The 18,620-nt window shown below is 66.6% G+C and carries 16 protein-coding genes; 7 read left to right on the forward strand and 9 right to left on the reverse strand.

Annotated features, from left to right (window positions below; all coding sequences use genetic code 11):
- Positions 1-18: 18 nt before the first annotated feature.
- The 9 genes from ASG67_RS02715 to ASG67_RS02755 form a co-directional block, all read right to left on the reverse strand.
- The gene (locus ASG67_RS02715; RefSeq protein WP_082543258.1) at positions 19-1,581 is read right to left on the reverse strand and encodes a glycoside hydrolase family 28 protein; all 1,563 of its coding nucleotides are present in this window, start codon (positions 1,579-1,581) and stop codon (positions 19-21) included.
- Positions 1,582-1,690: 109 nt separating this feature from the next.
- Positions 1,691-2,653, reverse strand: a complete 963-nt coding sequence (locus tag ASG67_RS02720) for an alpha/beta hydrolase (protein WP_056524863.1) — start codon at positions 2,651-2,653, stop codon at positions 1,691-1,693.
- Between the two features lie 4 nt (positions 2,654-2,657).
- On the reverse strand, positions 2,658-3,812 hold the full coding sequence (locus ASG67_RS02725) for a rhamnogalacturonan acetylesterase (protein WP_056526361.1): 1,155 nt from the start codon (positions 3,810-3,812) through the stop codon (positions 2,658-2,660).
- 20 nt (positions 3,813-3,832) lie between these two features.
- A complete protein-coding gene (locus tag ASG67_RS02730) occupies positions 3,833-4,576 on the reverse strand; it encodes a rhamnogalacturonan acetylesterase (protein ID WP_056524866.1) in 744 nt (247 codons plus the stop codon).
- Complete coding sequence (locus ASG67_RS02735; protein WP_056524868.1) at positions 4,573-6,933, reverse strand: glycoside hydrolase family 2 TIM barrel-domain containing protein; 2,361 nt, start codon at positions 6,931-6,933, stop codon at positions 4,573-4,575. The genes ASG67_RS02730 and ASG67_RS02735 overlap by 4 nt, the downstream gene beginning before the upstream one ends.
- Complete coding sequence (locus ASG67_RS02740) at positions 6,930-8,276, reverse strand: oligogalacturonate lyase family protein (protein ID WP_056524871.1); 1,347 nt, start codon at positions 8,274-8,276, stop codon at positions 6,930-6,932. Before ASG67_RS02740 ends, ASG67_RS02735 begins: the two co-directional genes overlap by 4 nt.
- Before the next feature lie 345 nt (positions 8,277-8,621).
- Positions 8,622-9,776 carry an FMN-dependent L-lactate dehydrogenase LldD gene (gene lldD / locus ASG67_RS02745; RefSeq protein ID WP_056524874.1) on the reverse strand — a complete coding sequence of 385 codons (1,155 nt, stop codon included), beginning with the start codon at positions 9,774-9,776 and terminating at the stop codon, positions 8,622-8,624.
- Positions 9,777-9,789: 13 nt separating this feature from the next.
- The gene (locus ASG67_RS02750) at positions 9,790-10,554 is read right to left on the reverse strand and encodes an SDR family NAD(P)-dependent oxidoreductase (RefSeq protein ID WP_056524877.1); all 765 of its coding nucleotides are present in this window, start codon (positions 10,552-10,554) and stop codon (positions 9,790-9,792) included.
- A 14-nt stretch (positions 10,555-10,568) separates the two neighbouring features.
- Positions 10,569-11,387 (reverse strand): IclR family transcriptional regulator, encoded by an 819-nt coding sequence (locus ASG67_RS02755; RefSeq protein ID WP_056526364.1) that lies wholly within the window; start codon positions 11,385-11,387, stop codon positions 10,569-10,571.
- 147 nt (positions 11,388-11,534) lie between these two features.
- Between ASG67_RS02755 and rhmD the strand changes: the two genes are divergently transcribed.
- The 7 genes from rhmD to ASG67_RS02790 all read left to right on the forward strand — a co-directional run bounded on the left by rhmD (position 11,535) and on the right by ASG67_RS02790 (position 18,603).
- On the forward strand, positions 11,535-12,719 hold the full coding sequence (gene rhmD / locus ASG67_RS02760) for an L-rhamnonate dehydratase (RefSeq protein WP_056524880.1): 1,185 nt from the start codon (positions 11,535-11,537) through the stop codon (positions 12,717-12,719).
- A gap of 57 nt (positions 12,720-12,776) precedes the next feature.
- Positions 12,777-13,634: a fumarylacetoacetate hydrolase family protein gene (locus tag ASG67_RS02765; protein WP_056524884.1), complete on the forward strand. Its 858-nt coding sequence runs from the start codon at positions 12,777-12,779 to the stop codon at positions 13,632-13,634.
- On the forward strand, positions 13,631-14,383 hold the full coding sequence (locus ASG67_RS02770; RefSeq protein ID WP_056524885.1) for an SDR family NAD(P)-dependent oxidoreductase: 753 nt from the start codon (positions 13,631-13,633) through the stop codon (positions 14,381-14,383). Before ASG67_RS02765 ends, ASG67_RS02770 begins: the two co-directional genes overlap by 4 nt.
- A gap of 154 nt (positions 14,384-14,537) precedes the next feature.
- A complete protein-coding gene (rhaT, locus tag ASG67_RS02775; protein WP_056524887.1) occupies positions 14,538-15,677 on the forward strand; it encodes an L-rhamnose/proton symporter RhaT in 1,140 nt (379 codons plus the stop codon).
- A gap of 3 nt (positions 15,678-15,680) precedes the next feature.
- Positions 15,681-16,613 (forward strand): amidohydrolase family protein, encoded by a 933-nt coding sequence (locus ASG67_RS02780; protein WP_235535015.1) that lies wholly within the window; start codon positions 15,681-15,683, stop codon positions 16,611-16,613.
- Between the two features lie 83 nt (positions 16,614-16,696).
- Positions 16,697-17,680, forward strand: a complete 984-nt coding sequence (gene araD1, locus ASG67_RS02785) for an AraD1 family protein (protein ID WP_056524891.1) — start codon at positions 16,697-16,699, stop codon at positions 17,678-17,680.
- Complete coding sequence (locus tag ASG67_RS02790) at positions 17,680-18,603, forward strand: Gfo/Idh/MocA family protein (protein WP_056524894.1); 924 nt, start codon at positions 17,680-17,682, stop codon at positions 18,601-18,603. The genes araD1 and ASG67_RS02790 overlap by 1 nt, the downstream gene beginning before the upstream one ends.
- The last annotated feature ends 17 nt before the right edge of the window (positions 18,604-18,620 follow it).

Genomic DNA, 18,620 nt, shown 5'->3' on the forward strand with positions numbered 1-18,620 from the left:
TACGGGCGAGGTCGTCAATTACGACGCAGCGTCGATCCTGATATTCCGACCGTCGCGCACCACCGGCTCGCCGCTCGCACGCAGGCCGGTGATCCGAACGTCGCGCGCATCCTCGACAATTACCGGCGGTCGCGCGTCGGGCGCGTCGGTGGCGATCGCCAGCCCCTTCACCGTCAGCCCCCGCACATGGCGGACATACAGGCCATAGGCGGGCAACGTGCCGAACATGCTGGGCTCCGGATAGCCGTCCCGCGCCTCCGGCACCACCCGTGCGGCTTCCGCCGTCGTGCCGCCGCCGGCATAGCGCAGGTCGATATCCGTCAAGCGTACATCCTCAACCGGCCGGTCGGGCAGGCCGGCGATCGTCGCGGCATAGCGCGGATCGATACCCGTCGCGGTCAGGTTGGCGATCGATACATGCCGCAACAGCCCGACACCCGTCCCCTCCGGCCCGCGCCGCCGGTCACCCAGTCGCAGGAACAGGGGTGCGGTTGTGACCTCTTCCATCGACAGGTTGCGCGCCGTCACTTCCTCCAGCACGCCGCCATCGACCATCTCGATCGCCAGGCCGCGCGAACGCAGGAAGCGGCAATCCTCGATCCTGATCCGCCGGAAACCGCCGGTCGATTCGGTGCCCAGCTTGATCCGCCCGGTCACGCGGTCGCGGTCGGGCGCCAGTTCCTGCGTGCGCCCACGCGTCCCGTCCAGCAGCGTGCCGGGGTCGTATCCCGATACCGTGCAGCCGGTGATCGTGACGTCCTCGCAAGTCCGCGTTTCGCCCAGTGCATAGCTGGCCTTCAGGACGATCGCGTCGTCGTTCGGGCTGTTGACCTGGCAGTCGCGGATCGTGACGCGGCGGCAGGCGTCGAGGTCGATGCCGTCGCGATTGGTGTCGATCCGCAACCCCTCGATCGCTACATCGTCGCAGCCGGTGGCCAGGATCGCGAAATGCCCGCCGCGCGCGATCGTCAGGTTGGCGATCCGCACCCGCCGGGCATTCTTCAGCGCGATCGCCTTGTTGCCGCGCCCGTTCATCAGGCTGCGATCGGGTTCCAGTTGCTGCATCTCGCTGGCCGTTACGCCGCGCATCGACGCCGGGTGCGACCCTGCGTTCTTTCCCCCGCCTTTCCAACGCGCGCCCGGTCCTTCGCGGGTCAGGCCGATGCCGTCGATCCGGCCGGGGCCGATGATCGCGACATCATGCACGCCGTCGCCCCAGATCAGGCTGTTGTGGAAATGGCTGTGGCCGAAATCCTGATACACATCGTTCGACGGTGGCTCGGGCAGGTCATATCCACCGGCGTGACGCGCCGGATCGGCCGCCTCGATCACCGCACCCTCCGCCAGCATCAACGTGATGCCGCTCAGCAACCGGATCGAGAAGCACAGATACCGCCCCGCCGGCACCAGCACCGTGCCACCCGTCCGCGCCACCGCGACGATCGCCCGGTTGATCGCGTCGTGGTCCAGCGTCCGGCCATCGCCCTTCGCGCCGAAGCTGCGCACGTCGACAGGGGCCGTCGCGGCGGTCAGAAGCGGCATCGCCAGTCCTGCACCGATGATGGCGCGCCGGTCGATCATGCCGGCTCCTCGGTTGTTGCCATCCTGCCCTTATTGCTTCCGCCGGAAGGCAGAACGACATCGGACGAGACTATTGCCAGGTCTGCACCATGCACGGGCGCAAGGACCATCACGCCGCCACCCACCCATGCCGCGCCGCAAACGCCGCAACTAGATCCAGCCACACATGCGGTTTGCCGTCCCGCCCGATCAGCGGCACGCCGTGCCCGCCCGCCTCGGCAATCGACAGTTCGGACGGAATCTTCGCCGCCTGCAACGCGGTGAACATGCGGATGCTGTTAGTGTACGGCACCGTCCTGTCGTCAGCACAGTGGCACACGAAGGTCGGCGGCATATCGGCCGGCACATGCCGTTCCAGCGAATAGGTGTCGCCGGTCTGCGCGGTCGGCGAGGCGCCCAGCAACTCGCGCTTCGACGGCCCGTGCGCATCCGCCTCGGCCATCGTCACCACCGGAAAGAACATGCCGACCGCTATCGGTTTCGCCGACAGCGTATCGGCGGCATCGACTGGTTGGTACGTCGCCGATCCCGCCTGTTCCGCCAGCCGCCCGACCAGATGCCCGCCCGCCGAAAAGCCCAGCGCCAGCACCCGCGCAGGATCGAAACCCCATCGCCGCGCGCCTGCCCGGATGATCCGCATCGCCCGCTGCGCGTCCTGCAACGGCGCATCCGGCCCCGCCGCCCAATTGTCGTGCGGCAACCGGTACAGCAGTTCGAACGCGCTGACGCCGTTCGCCGCATACATCTGCGCCAGATTCGACGGCGCGTTGCCCACCGCGATCCGGGTATAGCCGCCGCCGGGGATCATCAGCACCGCGGTGCCGTTCGGCTTCAGCGCCGGCGTCACCTTCAACACCGGCGTCGCCAGATGCGTCCACGCGATGTCGTCGGCCGGACCATCGGGCGACCGCTTCACGAAGGTATCGGCGACGCTCAGACCCTCGCCGCCCGGCACCCGCCCCGGCCACAACGGAATGCGCTGCGCCGGTTTGACGGATAGCTGCGCGCGAAGCGGCGTGGTGGCGGTCAGGCTGGCGGCGAGCCCGGCGGCGAGAAGCGTGCGGCGGTCCATCGGCTCAGTTTCCTGCGGGTCGCTGGTCGCTGGATGCGACACTGGGGGCGATCCGGAATGTCTCGGGCGCAGGCGGATGCGCAGGGTCGAACGACGTCAGGCCGGGCGCGAGCATCGCCGCGAGTGGCAGGCCCGACATCCATACTTTCTCCGCCACCGCGCGCGCCAACACCCACGCACCATAATTGTCGTGATGCGTCGCGTCCTTGCCGCCATCGTTGAACGCCAGCGGTGCACGCGCCGGCCCCAATGCCTCATAAAACGCGATAGACGCCGCGTTCAGGTCGATCAGCGGCACCTTTTCCTCGGCCGCCACCGCGCGCACCGCCTCGGCATAATCCGCCAGCGTCGGTTTGATCCGATCGCCCGTCCAGTTCCGCCGCTCGGGCGAGGTGACAAGGATCGGCATCGCACCCCGTCGCCGGAATTCAGCTATGTAGGTGCGCAGCCAGTCGCGATAGGTCGTCGCGGCCGGCGCATGGGTCTGCGGCCACTGCGCCTTCTGGTCGTTATGCCCGAACTGAATCATCGCCCAGTCGCCTGGGCGCACCCGCGACAGCGCCTTGTCCAACCGCAACTCGGTGACGAACGACTTCAACGTCTCGCCTGATTCCGCATGGTTGGCCACCGCGATGCCGGGGCCGAAGAATGCCGGCAGCATCTGCCCCCAGCTCGCCGCCGGCTCATACCGCTGGTCGGTCACGGTCGAATCGCCCAGAAGGTACAGCGTCGGCACCTCGACCGGCTCGATCGCCACCACCGTCGCGGCGGCGCGGTCGCCCAGTATCTCCAGCGTCAGCTTGTCGTCCCAACTGAACGACCCTGTCTCACGCTCGTTCAGCCGTACCGCGACCCCGCCCGGCGCATTGGCCGGCGGCGGGGGCAGGGCGGCGGTACGCACATTGACGACGAAGCTCCGCGTCACGCTTTTCCCACGCGGCACCGCCACGGCATCCAGCATCAGCCGCCGGCTCTCCGCCTTGATCGTCGTCTCCGATGCGCGTTTCGGATCGCCCAGCGTTACGGTGACGCGGTAATTGCCCTCCGGCACCTTCACCGAAAACAGGCGCGGCTGCCCCGGCTCGAACCCAGACATACCATCATAGGGCCGCGCCGCCGTCAGGTCGAAACGCTGCGCCGCCACGGGCGAGGCGATCATCGCGATCACGGCAAAAGCGATCAGCCGCACGACGGCCGCCGCCGGATCGTCGCCGCCACCGGCAGGCGCGTCCGCTTCAACCCGCCCGCGACCAGCGCAGCGACCCCCTCGGCACCGGCCTTGCTGAAATGCACGTCGTCGTCGACACCCTTGGGAAAGCCCGGCCAGTTATCCGCCGCCGTCGCATGCAAATAGTATCCCCGTGACCTGTCCTCGCCCGCCCGCTCTACCCAGCCGCGCGACAGCAGCGACAGATCGATCAACGGCGTCTTCGTCTCCGCCGCGACCTGTTTGGCGGCATCCTCGTACAGCGGGAAACTGCGCGGCACATGCCCGTCCTTGAACGCGCGGCGCGTGACCGGCGTGATGATGACCGGCGACGCGCCATGCTCGCGCGCCATGGCCACGAAGCGGCGCAGGTTCGTGATGTAGTCGGGGATCGGCGTGAACCGCTCCGCCATCTTCTTCGTGTCCGCGTCGTTATGTCCGAACTGGATCAGCAGCGTATCGCCGGCGCGGATATCGGTCGCGATCCTGTCGAACCGCCCCTCCGCGATGAAGCTGCGCGTGCTGCGCCCGCCGATCGCGCGATTCTCAACTGCCAGCGGCGTCCAGCAGCGAAGCATCGTCCCCCAGCCGGATTGCGGCGCCTTGTCCGCCTTGTAATCCTGCGCGGTCGAATCGCTGGCAATGAAGATGCGCGGTGGCTCGGTCGCGCCGACCAGCAGCATGGCGGCGAGGGTGGCAAAGGTCGTATGGATCATCGGTCGCTCGCAAAGCTGGTGGTGGCACTCTTCAATCCCGGCGCGGTCGCGCTCAGGCGCACCGGCCCGCGTCCGTCACCCGCGCGCACCATCGCCAGCGCGCGGCCGGCACTGGTCGTCCGCGTCGGGCTGGCAAAGGCGGTGTGGTCGGTCACGCCGGCATTGTCGAACGCCGCCAGTGTCCCGCCATCGACCGCGACCGTCACCGGCACGGCGGCATCGGGTACGATCACACCCTTGGCATCAACCACCTCGACCCGGACATAACCGACCGCATCGAAGCCGCGCCCGATCGTCCGCGCCTCCGGCACCAGCCGGATCGCCGCCGCCGGTCCCGCCGTCCGCAGCCGATCCTCGGCGACCTTGCGCTTCCCGTCCCAGCCGATCGCCCGCACCTCGCCCGGCACGAACCCGACCTGCCAGGCCCGCGCGCTATCATCGGCCGGCCGGGGTTTGCGTCCCTGCGAGCGGCCGTTCATGATCAGCTCGACCTCGGGCGCGTTGCTGTACACCTCCACCGTCTCGGGATGCGGCGTGCGGTTCGTCGGCGACCAGTCCGCCAGCGCCCCCGGCCCCTTGGGCTGGGGCAGGGCGACGCCGACCATCGTCGGCATCTCGCTGATGTCGATCACCTCCGTCACCCGCCGCGCGATCTTCACCACGGGGGCGTCCGACCACCAGCTTGCGCGTTTCCAGCCGATCGGCTTCACCACATCGGTGCGATCGACCAGCCCCGACGGATTGCTGATCGCCGGCCAGCCCGATCGATCCGCCTCGCCCAGATAATCGACGCCGGTCCACAGGAACATGCCGGCATAGGCCGGGTCGTCGCGCACCACGAGCCAGTTGCTGCGGTTCTTCCCGTTTTCGGTGCCGATGATCTTGCGGCTCGGCTTGTCTGCATGCGCCTTGGCCAGCTCATTTTCGCGGTAGTTCTGGCCGACCACGTCGAGCAGATCGGCGGTGCCGTTCTCGTAATCATGCGTCACGTTCGGCCGGAACAGCGCCATCGTGACCGGGCGGCTGGGGTCCTCGGCATGGAACACGTCGCGCAGCCGCGTGATGATCGACTGCGCCACCAGCGGGTACGGCGTGTCGTGGATTTCGTTGCCGATCGACCACAACGCGATCGACGGATGGTTGCGATCGCGCCGCGCCATCGCGCGCGCATCGATCGTCGACCAGTCGGTGAAGAACAGGTGATAATCCTGCGGGTTCTTCGCCACCGTCCACATGTCGAACGCCTCGTCCATCACCACCAACCCCAGCCGGTCGCACAGGTCGAGGAACTCCGGCCCGAACGGATGATGCGCGGTGCGGATCGCGTTGACGCCCAGCGCCTTCAACCCCTTCAACCGGCGTTCGTAGAAACTCAGCGGCACCGCCATCCCGAACGCGCCGCCATCGGCATGGATCGCCGCGCCCTTCAGCTTGAAATTGCGGCCGTTCAGCCAGAACCCCGTCGGCGCCTCGAACCGCATGTCGCGGATGCCGAAACTGACCCGGTCCTCGTCCAGCACGCTGCCGTCATCCGCAACGACCCGCACCACCGCACTGTGCATCGCCGGATCGTCGATATCCCAGCGGCGCGGCTTCGCAACCGAACCCTGCGCCGACAGATCGATCGTCCGCCCGACCGGCAGCACCACCGCCTCGCCCTTCGTCGTCGCGACGCGGCGGCCATCCGGGCCGATCAGGTCGACCTCCAGATGCGCTGTCCGCTCGGCCGTTCCCTGATTGACGACACTGCTGCGCACCGCGACCGTCGCGGCATCGGCGGTCAGCGCGGGCGTCGTGACATAGGTGCCGTCGGTATCGACATGCACGTCGCCGCTCACGATCAGCCGAACATGGCGATAGATGCCGCCACCCGCATACCAGCGCGACGCCGGCTGCGACGACGTGTCGGCCCGTACCGCGATCACATTGTCGCCATCCGCCTTCAGGTGCGGCGTGATCTCGTAGCGAAAGCTGGCATAGCCGCTCGGCCGGTGGCCGACATGCACGCCGTTAACCCAGACGCCCGACCGCTCCATGACGCCGTCGAACTCGACGAACACCCGCTTGCCGCGCATGTTCGGAGCAAGCGCGAAATGCTTGCGATACCAGGCGACGCCGGTGGGCAGGAATGCGCCCGATCCGGTCGCGGCGGCATGTTCGTCGAACGGCCCCGCGATCGCCCAGTCATGCGGCAAATCGATCTTCGTCCAGCCGGTATCGCCAAAGGCAGATGCATCTGCTCCCGCGATATCGCCGCGCGTGACACGCCAGTCCGCATCGAACGCCACCTTGTCGCCGGCCACCGCAGGTGCCGCGAGCAGCAGCAACGGCGCAAACAGGATCGCGAGCCGGCTCATCGCGCCACCGCTTTCGCCACCTCGACCGCATAGATCGCGTTGCGGCCCTCCATGTTCGACCGGAACAATATCCACTTGTTGTCCGGCGTGAAGTGGATGTTCGGCTCAAGCTGGTAATTGTGCTTCGACAGGTCGACCAGCCGCTCCGGCGCGAATGTCCCCGGCGCGATCAAACTGTCCGCATCCGCCGCGTGGATGCCGGCGACGTCGGGAATCGCCTGCGGCGTCAATAGGTATATCCACTTCCCGTCCGGCGCATGCGCCACCATCTCGCTGTCGCCGCCGTCCCCGGCAAAGGTCTTGCCGTCCGACGAGGTGTTGTAATGGACCGACCACTGGTTGCGCTCGACATGATACCAGCGCCGCTTCTGTGTCGCGACGTCGTATCCCGCCACCCAGAATACCTGTCCGCGCGGGGTCTGCAGATCGTACCAGATCGTCTTGCCGTCCGGGCTCCACCATTCGTGCCCGGCGATCTCCATGTTCATCGTCCGCGTATGAATCTTCGTCAGTTGCGTGCCGTCGGTGCGGATCGTCCAGATGCGATCGACCTTATGCCACGGCCCTTCGTGACAGAACATCAACAGGCCGGAATCGGTCGGCGAGAATTGCAGATGGTTCAGCCAGTCGGTCGCCTGGTGCACCACCGTGCGCGCGCCGGTCTTCAGGTCGATGGTAAAGATCTCCATCGGGATACGCGCTTCCAGCCGGTCGTTCAGCCGCACCTCCTTGGCCTCGGCAAAGGGCAGGGGTTTGCCGTCCGGCCCGTTGGCGGCATATTCCGCCTGGTCGGTCTTGCCGCTTCGCGCCGTCCGCCCCGGTTGCAGCGGCATCGCCCGTTCGGCGACTTGCCCCGCCACCAAAGTCTCGTCCGCGTTCATCGTATCGATCTGGCCGGCGGGCAAATCGATGACCTTGCGGGCCTTGCCGCTATCGATATCCGCGGCCCAGAGCTCCAGTGGATCGCGTTGCCCATCCGATCCCGCGCCCGCTGTCGCCGCCTTGCCGGTGGCGCGAACGGTGTAATAGGCGGTGCGCGTGTTGTGACCGGTGAACAGCAGTCGCACGATCTTCTGTTTGACCAGCGGCTTGACGGCCCATGTCTTCAGATCGACGACCGAAATGCCCTCGGCGGTCGAAAACACCATCTTGTCGCCCTGCGGGGTGAAGGCGTTGTAGTTGAAATACAGCAGGTAATTGCCCGGCACGTCGGACAGCCGCATCACCCGGTGCCCGGTCTTCGCATCCACCCAGGACGCCGGCATCGACGCGGGCGGCGAGGGCGCTTGCGCCAGAGCGGCGGCGGGCAGCGCCATGGCGAGCAACAGGGACGCGAACTTCATGCACCACTCCTCGGGAACGCTCATGCGGTCTGGCGCCGCTCTCGTCCCAGATAATAGTACTCTATCTCACATGATGCAAGTGGTTTCGTAGGCGACACTTGGTTGGGTATGTCGATCAGAGGAAGAAGATTTGGTTCGCGCGGAGGCGCGGAGGCGCGGAGACGCGGAGAAGAGGGGGGGGTGCTGGTGAATGTGACGCGCCGCATCGTGCCCCGGTGATGACAAGCATGATGAAAGACGCCGGCGGCGGCGAAGAACAGCCGCGCGCAGCGCTATAAATACCTTCTTCTTCTCCGCGTCTCCGCGCCTCCGCGCGAACCAACCTTCTTCTCTCTGAAACTCAGATCAGCCGCGAAAATCTACCAAAGCATCCCGTGTGATCCGATCGATGCTGGTGCAACTGGTCAGCGCCATCGCCACCCGCATCTCCGCTTCCATCAGCTGCAGCATGTGCGTCACGCCCGCCTCGCCGGCCGCCGCCAGCGCATAGACCCATGCCCGGCCCAGCAGCACGCCATGCGCGCCCAGCGCCAGCATCCGCACCACGTCCAGACCCGATCGCACGCCGCCATCCGCCAGGATCGTCAGCCGGTCCCGCACCGCGTCCGCGATCGGCGGCAATGCCTGCGCGGTGGAGGGCACGCCGTCCAACTGCCGCCCGCCATGGTTCGATACGACGATCCCGTCCGCCCCCAGATCGGCCGCCGCGATCGCGTCCTCGCGGTCGAGGATACCCTTGATGACCAGCGGCCCGTCCCAGCTGTCGCGGATGAACTCCAGGTCCTTCCACGACACGGTCGGATCGAAGTTATTGCGCATCCAGGCGAAGAAATCCTCCAGCCCGGTGTTCTTGCCCAGCACCGGCGCGACATTGCCCAACTGGTGCGGCCGCCCCTTCACGCCCACGTCCCACGCCCAGGCGGGCCGCAGCATCGATTGCACCGTCCGCCGGAATGATCCGGCAAAGCCGGATGCGCCGGCCAGCCCCGACCGGTAATCGCGATACCGCGATCCCGGCACCGGCATGTCGACCGTGAAGATCAGCGCGGTACACCCGGCGGCCTTCGCCTGCGCCAGCAGGTCCTTCATGAACCCCCGGTCGCGGATCATGTATAGCTGGAACCAGATCGGCTGGCTCGTACCCTGCGCCACCTCGTCGATCGGACAGGCGGACACGGTGGACAGGCAGAACGGAATACCCGCCTTCTCCGCCGCCCGTGCCGCCTGCACCTCGCCACGGCGCGCGTTCATGCCGGCAAGGCCGATCGGGGCGAGTGCCACCGGCAGCTTCTGCTCGCGCCCAAACAGCGTCGTCGTCAGGTCCAGCGTCGACACATCGGTCAGCACCCGCTGGCGGAGCGCGATCGCCTCCAGATCGGCGACGTTCCGGCGCAGCGTCACCTCCGCATAGGAACCGCCGTCGATATATTCGAACAGGAAATGCGGCAGCTTGCGCCGTGCCAGTTCCCGGTAATCGAGCGCAGATGCCGCCTTTGCCATTACCGCCAAAGCCCTATTGGAGATTCACGAACATACCGCCATCGACCAGCAGCGCCGCACCGGTAACGTACTTCGCCAGATCGGACGCCAGAAACACGATCGGCCCCTCCAGATCGTCGGGCTGCCCCAGCCGGCCGAGCGGGATGCGCTTTTCCATATATTCGCGCTTCTCGACGTCGGCGAGATCGTCCTTGTTGATGTCGGTCAGGATCGTCCCCGGCAGCACCGAGTTGCAACGGATGCCGTACTTCCCCAGCGCGATCGCGGTCGACTGCATCAGCGAATGCACGCCCGCCTTGGTCGGAGTATAGTGTGTCTGATATTCGCCGCCGACCAGTGCCGAGATCGACGACACCGCGACGATCGCGCCGCCGTGACCCTGCTTGACCATCTGGTTCGCCGCCGCCTGCACCATGAAATACGCGCCGTGCATGTTGACGCGCATCGTCCGCTCGAACGTCTCGACCGGCATGTCGAGGAAGGCGTGGAAGGGGCAGATGCCGGCATTGTTGACGAACACATCGACCTTGCCGAACTTGTCGACGGCCTCCGCCACGAAGTCCTTGGCCGTGGCCGGATCGGCGACGTCGCCCTGCACATACAGCCCGCGCTGGCCCAGCGCCTCGATCTCGGCGACCGCCGCTGCCGCACCGGCCTCGTCGCGTGAGAAGTTGATGACCACGTCGGCCCCGTGACGCGCCGCGCCGATCGCCGCGGCGCGGCCGATCCCGGCCGATGCGCCCGTCACCAATACCGTCTTGCCTTCGAGTAACTTCACGAACGCTCTCCTGATTATCGCTTTTGCTTGGGTATCGGCGTCTCGTCGGTCCAGCCGAGGTCGCGGCTGATCGAGGTCGCGGTGCCACGCACATCGTCGCTCAGCGTCCCCATCCGCTCGTCGGACATATATTGCGCCGCGCTCGATACGCTGATCGCCGCGACGATCCGGCCCGATGCGTCGCGGATCGGTGCGGCGACGCAGCGGATCTGATCCTGATTCTCTTCCAGATCGAATGCGCGGCCGGCACCGACATAGCCCTGCATCCGCTCCGTCCACAGCGCGTAATCGGCCGCCGGTGCGCCCGCCGCCTGATCGCCCGCGAACAGCGCTTCCCACCGCGTCGGCAGGTCGTCGAGCATCAGCGCCTTGCCCAGACCGGTCGCGGTCAGCGGCTGGCGGTCGCCGATCCGGCTGGAAATCTCGACCCGCCGGCGGCCCGGAATCTTGTCCAGATACAGCGCCCGGTCCTGGTCGAGGATGCCAAGATGCACCGTATCTTCGCTCAGCGTCGCCAGCTCCTCGATATGCGGCCGCGCGATCTGCACCACGTCCGCCTGCCGCTGCGCCATGAAGCCCAGTTCCAGCAGCTTCGGCCCGAACTGGTATCCCAGCCGCGGCACGAACGTCAGGTAACGCCGGTCGATCAGTGCATTGGCCAGCCGATGCGTGGTGGACCGTGTCAGCCCGAGCCGGGCGGCGAGGTCGGCAAGCGCGATCGGCCCATCGACCACGGCGTCCAGCACGTCGAGCCCGCGCAGCAGCGTCTGGCTGCCGGGTGGGCTCTTGACCGTGCTGTCGGCCGATTCTGGATTTGACGGAGAGTTTTTCATTTCGTAATACGCCATTCCATAATGTGGAAGTTAAGCCGCTGCAAGCGGTAGGAGAGGGGCCCTGGACAGCAATCGTCATCCATCGCGATGCGACGTCGTACCAAATGCTGGTACGCGCTGCCTATCTCTCATGTTCGGAGAAGACGCATGAGCCTGTCGAAGATCAAGCACGTCCGCGCATTCGTCGTGCGCGGCGGTGGTGCCGATTACCACGATCAGGGCGAAGGCCACTGGATCGACGATCACATCGCCACGCCGATGAGCCGCTATCCCGAATATCGCCAGTCGCGGCAAAGCTTCGGTATCAACGTGCTCGGCACGCTGGTGGTGCAGATCGAGGCGGAGGACGGCACGGTCGGTTTCGCGGTGACGACCGGCGGCGAACCGGCGGCGTTCATCGTCGAAAAGCACCTCGCCCGCTTCCTCGAAGGGCGCGACCCGGCCGAGTATGAGAAGATCTGGGACCAGATGTACTTCTCGACCCAGTATTACGGTCGCAAGGGGCTGGTCGTGAACGCGATCTCCGGCGTCGATCTGGCGCTGTGGGACTTGCTCGGCAAGCTGCGGCAGGAGCCGGTGTATCACCTGCTGGGCGGCGCGGTGCGCGACGAACTGCAATTCTACGCCACCGGCGCGCGGCCCGACATCGCCAAGGAACTGGGCTTCATCGGCGGCAAGCTGCCGCTCCACCATGGCCCGGCCGAGGGGCTGGAGGGGCTGCACAAGAACGTCGCGCTGCTGGCAGACATGCGGTCGAAGGTCGGTGACGATTTCTGGCTGATGTACGATTGCTGGATGGCGCTCGACGTCGACTACGCCACCCGCCTCGCCATCGCGTGCCACGAACATGGCCTGAAGTGGATCGAGGAGGCGATCAGCCCCGACGATTACTGGGGCTATGCCGAGCTGAAGCGTAACGTCCCCAAGGGAATGCTGGTGACGACCGGCGAGCATGAGGCCACCCGCTGGGGCTTCCGCATGTTGATGGAGATGGACTGCTGCGACATCATCCAGCCCGATGTCGGCTGGTGCGGCGGCGTGACCGAGTTGCTGAAGATCAGCGCGCTGGCCGATGCCAAGGGCAAGATGGTCGTGCCGCACGGCTCGTCGGTCTACAGCTACCACTTCGTCATCACCCGCCACAACTCGCCCTTCGCCGAGTTCCTGATGATGCACCCGGGACCGACCGAAGTGGTGCCGATGTTCAGCCCTCAGTTGCTGGGCGAGCCGGTGCCGCAGAACGGACGCCTGAAGGCGTCGGCGCTCGACAAGCCGGGGTTCGGCGTGGAACTGAACCCCGAGGTCGCGCTGCACCGCCCGTACACGCATTGATTAAGCCCCTCCCGCAAGCGGGGGGAGACACCACATTTTCACGCGAGGACGTACCCGATGAAACTCTGCCGTTATGGCCCCAAGGGCGCCGAGAAACCCGGTCTGGTCGATGCCGACGGCCAGGTCCGTGACCTTTCCGGCAAGGTCGACGACATCACCATCGCCAGCCTCACGACCCTGGCCGGCGTCGATGCCGCCAGCCTGCCCGTGGTCGAGGGCAGCCCGCGTTACGGCGTGCCCGTCGCCGGCATTGGCAAGATCGTTGCGATCGGCCTCAACTACCGCGACCATGCGATCGAATCGAACCTGCCGATCCCGACCGAACCGATGATGTTCATGAAGGCGCTGTCCAGCCTGACCGGCCCGAACGATCAGGTCATGCTGCCAAAGGGCGCGACCCACGGCGACTGGGAAGTCGAACTGGGCGTCATCATCGGCAAGACCTGCCGCTATGTCGACAAGGCCGAGGCGATGGATCACGTCGCCGGTTACGTGCTGGCCAACGACGTGTCGGAACGCTTCAACCAGAAGCAGCGCGGCACGCAGTGGTCGAAGGGCAAGGGTCACGACACCTTCTGCCCGGTGGGTCCATGGCTGGTAACGCCCGACGAGGTGGGCGATCCGCAGGATCTGGCCATGTCGCTCGACGTGAATGGCGATCGGATGCAGACCGGCAACACGAAGACGATGATCTTCGCGGTGGACGAACTGATCTCCTACGTCAGCGAATATGTCACGCTGGAGCCGGGCGATCTGCTCATCACCGGCACGCCGCCGGGCGTGGGTGAAGGCAAGAAGCCAGAGGCGATCTTCCTGAAGGCGGGCGACACGATGACGCTGTCGATCGACAAGCTCGGCACGCAGACGCAGGCCGTCGTCGCCTGGGCGCACCCGCGCACCGGCGCCGCCGCATGAGGACTTTTTCGGGCCGTTTCGACGGACGCACCGCCATCGTCACCGGCGGCGCGTCCGGCCTCGGCAAGGCGGTGGCCAAGCGCATCGTCGCCGAGGGTGGCAAGGTGTGCCTGTGGGATCTGAACCCCGACGCGCTCGCCGCCGCGCGCACCGAAATCGGCGCGACCCACACCGTCGCGATCGACGTGTCCGATCATGCCGCCGTCGCCAACGCCGCGCGGGAATCGAACGCCGCGCTCGGTGGCCGTGTCGACGTGCTGGTCTGTTCGGCGGGCATTACGGGCGCGACCGTGCCGGTGCATGAATTCCCGATCGACAGCTGGCTGCGCGTCGTCGACATCAACCTGAACGGCCTGTTCTATTGCAACCGTTCGGTCGTGCCGCTGATGCTGGCGAACGGTTACGGCCGCATCGTCAACGTCGCGTCGGTCGCGGGCAAGGAGGGCAATCCCAACGCGTCGGCCTATTCCGCGTCAAAGGCCGGCGTGATCGGCTTCACCAAGTCGCTGGGCAAGGAACTGGCCGGCAAGGGTGTCATCGCCAACACGCTGACCCCCGCGACGTTCGAAAGCCCGATCCTGGAACAACTCCCCAAAAGCCAGGTCGATTACATGCGATCGAAAATCCCCATGGGCCGGCTGGGCGAGATCGACGAATCGGCGGCGATGGTGTGCTTCATGGCGAGCGAGGAGTGCAGTTTCACGACCGCCTCGACGTTCGACACATCGGGCGGCCGCACGACGTTCTAGACCATTATCCGTTCGTCCTGAGCAGGGGCTGAGCGAAGCCGAAGACCCGTATCGAAGGACATTGCCCCGGGCGGGCCAGTCCTTCGATACGTCGCTTCGACAGACTCAGCGACTTCTCAGGACGAACGGTTATTTTCATTTCGACGGAGCAACCATGGGCAATCCCCTGATCGGCGTCGCGTTCCACTGGCTGGGCGGTCTCGCCTCCGCCAGTTTCTACGTCCCCTACCGGGGCGTGAAGCGCTGGTCGTGGGAGGTCTATTGGCTCACCGGCGGCATTTTCTCGTGGCTGCTTGCGCCGTGGTTCTTCGCCAGCATCCAGACCAACGACCTGCTCGGCGTGCTGGCCGCCACGCCATCGCCCAACATCTGGTGGCCGGTATTCTTCGGGGTACTCTGGGGCTTTGGTGGCCTCGGCTATGGCCTGACGATGCGCTATCTCGGCCTGTCTCTCGGCATGGCGGTGGTGCTGGGGCTCTGCACCGTCTTCGGCACGCTGGTGCCGCCGCTGTTCCTCGGCGATTTCCATGAGAAACTGCTCGCCACGACATCGGGCAACATCATCCTCGCCGGCATCCTGCTGACGCTGGTCGGCATCATCGTCGTCGCCATGGCCGGCGCCCGCAAGGATGCCGCCCTGTCCGAGGAGGAAAAGGCCGCCGCCGTCGCCGAGTTCGATTTCAAGAAGGGCATCGTCGTCGCGATCTTCGCCGGCATCATGTCCGCCTGCTTCGCCTTCGGCCTCGCCGCCGGTGAGCCGATCAAGGCGCTGTCCGCCGCCGCCGGCACCGGCCCGCTCTGGACCGGACTGCCCGTGCTGTGCCTCGTCATGTTCGGCGGCCTCATCACCAACGCGTTGTGGTGCGGCTATCTCGTCGTGAAGAACCGCAGCGCCGGGCAGTGGTTCGGCAGGGGCGTCGCCAGCGATCCCGCCGCACAGACCGCCTCGCCCGATCACGGCGCCACGTTCGAACCCGCGGCCACTGCCGTGGGATCGACTACCCCCGCCAAGGCACCGATGCTGCGCAACTATTTGCTCTGCGCGGTCGCCGGCATCGCCTGGTATTTCCAGTTCTTCTTCTACACGATGGGGGAGAGCCAGATGGGTCGCTACGGCTTCTCGTCATGGACGCTGCACATGGCGTCGATCATCATCTTCGGCACGCTGTGGGGCTTCGCCTTCCGCGAATGGAAGGATGCCGCCCCCCGCGTTCGTGGCATGGTATGGAGCGGCGTCGCCATCCTCGTCCTCGCCACCATCGTCATCGGTTACGGCAATTATCGCGGAGCCTGATCCATGCGCGACATCCCCCCCGAGCGGATGCGAGACATCCCCTTCGTCGATGCTCACGTCCATCTGTGGGACCTCGACCATCTCCGCTACCCATGGCTGACGCCGCCCTTCGCCGATGATGGCCCCAACGGCAGCGTCGAGCCGATCGCGGCGACCTATCGCCCCGCCGACTATCGTGCCGAGGCGGCGAACTGGGCGGTCGCCGGCATCGTCCATATCGACGCCGGCGCGCATGGCGACGATGCGTTGGCGGAAACCGAATGGCTCGAAGCACAGGCGAACGACGGCAACCTGCCGACCGGCATCGTCGCCTTCGCCGCGCTCGACGACCCGGACGTCGAGCAACTGCTCGCCGCCCACGCTGCGCACGGCCGCGTCCGCGGCATCCGTCACATCGTCAACTGGCACGCCACCTCGCGCCGCACCTATACGCCGCGCGACCTGACGGCCGATCCCGCCTGGGAACGCGGCTTTGCACTGCTCGCCAAATACGGCCTGTCCTTCGATCTTCAGGCATATCCTGCGCAGTTCCCCGCGCTCGCCACCCTGCTGGCCCGCCACCCCGACACGCCGGTCATCGTCGACCATCTCGGCATGCCCGTTCCCGACGACACCGACGGCCGCGACCAATGGCGCACCGGCATGGCCGCGCTCGCCGCGCTGCCGCAGGTGTCGGTCAAGATTTCCGGCTTCGGCTTCGTCCAGCGGCCCTGGACCGCCGACGATGCGCGGCCTTGGATTACCGAGACGATCGACCTGTTCGGCCCCGACCGTTGCCTCGTCGCCAGCGATTTCCCCACCGACCGTCTGTTCGGCGATTTCGACGATACCTTGAATGCCTATGCGACGATCATCGCCGGCTACCCCGACGACGAACGCCGCGCGATGTGGGGACGCAACGCCGACCGCATCTACCGACTGGGCCTCGATATCTGAGGAGGCGCTTGCCGCCCGCGCATCCAGCCGCTATCGACTTGTCTGAGTAATGGGCCGCAGGTCCGATCAGGAGAGGATGGCCGATGCGCCTGTCGTTGCTGCAATTCCGCGATGCGTCCGGTAACCGCGGCGTCGCCGCGCTGGGTGAGGACCGCGTTCCCCGCCGCGTGACCGGCGCCACCAGCGTCCGCGCGCTGGCGCAGGGCGCGATCGATGCCGGCCACGGTCTCGCTGCCGCCGTCGCTGCCGCCGGTTTCGGCGATGTGGTCGATCTCGATCAGGTCACGTTGCTCGCGCCGATCGATCACGACGATCCCGCCCACTGCATCCTCACCGGCACCGGCCTGACCCATCTCGGCTCCGCCGAGGGCCGCGACCAGATGCACCGCGCCGCCAAGGCCGATGCCGCGCCCACCGATTCGATGAAGATGTTCCTGATGGGTGTCGAGGGTGGCAAGCCCGCCGCCGGTACCGAGGGCGCGCAGCCCGAATGGTTCTACAAGGGCAATGGCCTGTCCTTGGTCGCCCCCGGCCAGCCGCTCGTCTCCCCCGCCTTCGCCAAGGACGCGGGCGAGGAGCCGGAGATCGCCGGCGTCTATCTCGTCGCATCGGATGGCACCCCCGTCCGCATCGGCTTCACGCTCGCCAACGAATTCTCCGACCATGTGACGGAGCGCGGCAACTATCTCTGGCTCGCCCATTCGAAACTGCGCCCCGCCGCGATCGGCCCCGAACTGCTCGTCGGCGACTTGCCGCAGGAGGTGATCGGCACCAGCCGCATCGTCCGCGACGGTGCGACGCTGTGGGAGAAGCCGTTCCTGTCGGGCGAGGCGAACATGTCGCACAGCCTCGCCAATCTCGAACACCATCATTTCAAGTACGCGCTGTTCCGCAGCGCCGGCGACGTCCATGTCCACTTCTTCGGCACCGCCACCCTGTCGTTCAGCGACGGCGTGACCACGCAGGAAGGCGACGTGTTCGAGATTGAGGCTGCGCCCTTCGCGCTTCCCTTGCGCAACACCGTCGCCACCGACGTGCATCGCCCGGTCGCGGTGAGGGCGCTCTGATGACGATCCGTCTCGGCCTCGTCGGCGTCGGCAAGATCGCGCACGACCAGCATATCCCCACCATCGCCGCCTCGCCCGATTTCGAACTGGTCGCCACCGCCAGCCGCCACGGCAGCGTCGAGGGCACACCCTCCTATCCCTCGATCGAGGCGATGCTGGACGGTCCCGAGACGATCGACGCCATCACCCTCTGCCAGCCGCCGCACGTCCGCTACGACGCGGCCCGCCTCGCCATCGCCAGCGGCAAGCACGTCTTCCTCGAAAAACCACCCGGCATGACGCTGGGCGAGGTCGCCGCGCTCGCCGAACAGGCGGCGGATGCCGGCGTGTCGCTGTTCGCCAGTTGGCATTCCCGCTACGGCGCCGCGATCGAGGATACGCGCGCCTGGCTCGCCGCCACCACGATCCATTCGGTCAAGGCCATCTGGAAGGAGGACGTCCGCGTCTGGCATCCGGGGCAGGAGTGGCTGTGGGAAGCGGGTGCGCTCGGCGTGTTCGATCCCGGCATCAACGCACTGTCGGTGCTGACCGCGATCCTGCCGCGCCGTTTCTTCCTGCTCGATGCGACGCTGGAGTTCCCCGAAAACCGCGCCGCGCCGATCGCCGCCGACCTGACCTATGTCGACACCGCCGGCGTGCCCGTCGCGGCCGAGTTCGATTTCCGCCAGCCGGGGCCACACACCTGGGAGGTCCATGCCGAAACCGCCGCCGGCACGATGCTGCTCGCCAAGGGCGGCAACGAGCTGTGGATTGATGGCGTGCTGAAGACCACCGCGCCAGAGGCCGAATATCGCGGCCTGTACGATCAATTCGCCAAACTGATCGCCGCGGGCAAATCGGATGCCGACACCACCCCGCTGGCGCACGTCACCGATGCGTTCCTGCGCGGCGTCCGCAAGCCGGTGGAGCCATTCCATTACTGATCGCTCGACACCTGCGG

Origin of the sequence: Sphingomonas sp. Leaf339, from assembly GCF_001426195.1 — a bacterium.
GTDB lineage: Bacteria > Pseudomonadota > Alphaproteobacteria > Sphingomonadales > Sphingomonadaceae > Sphingomonas.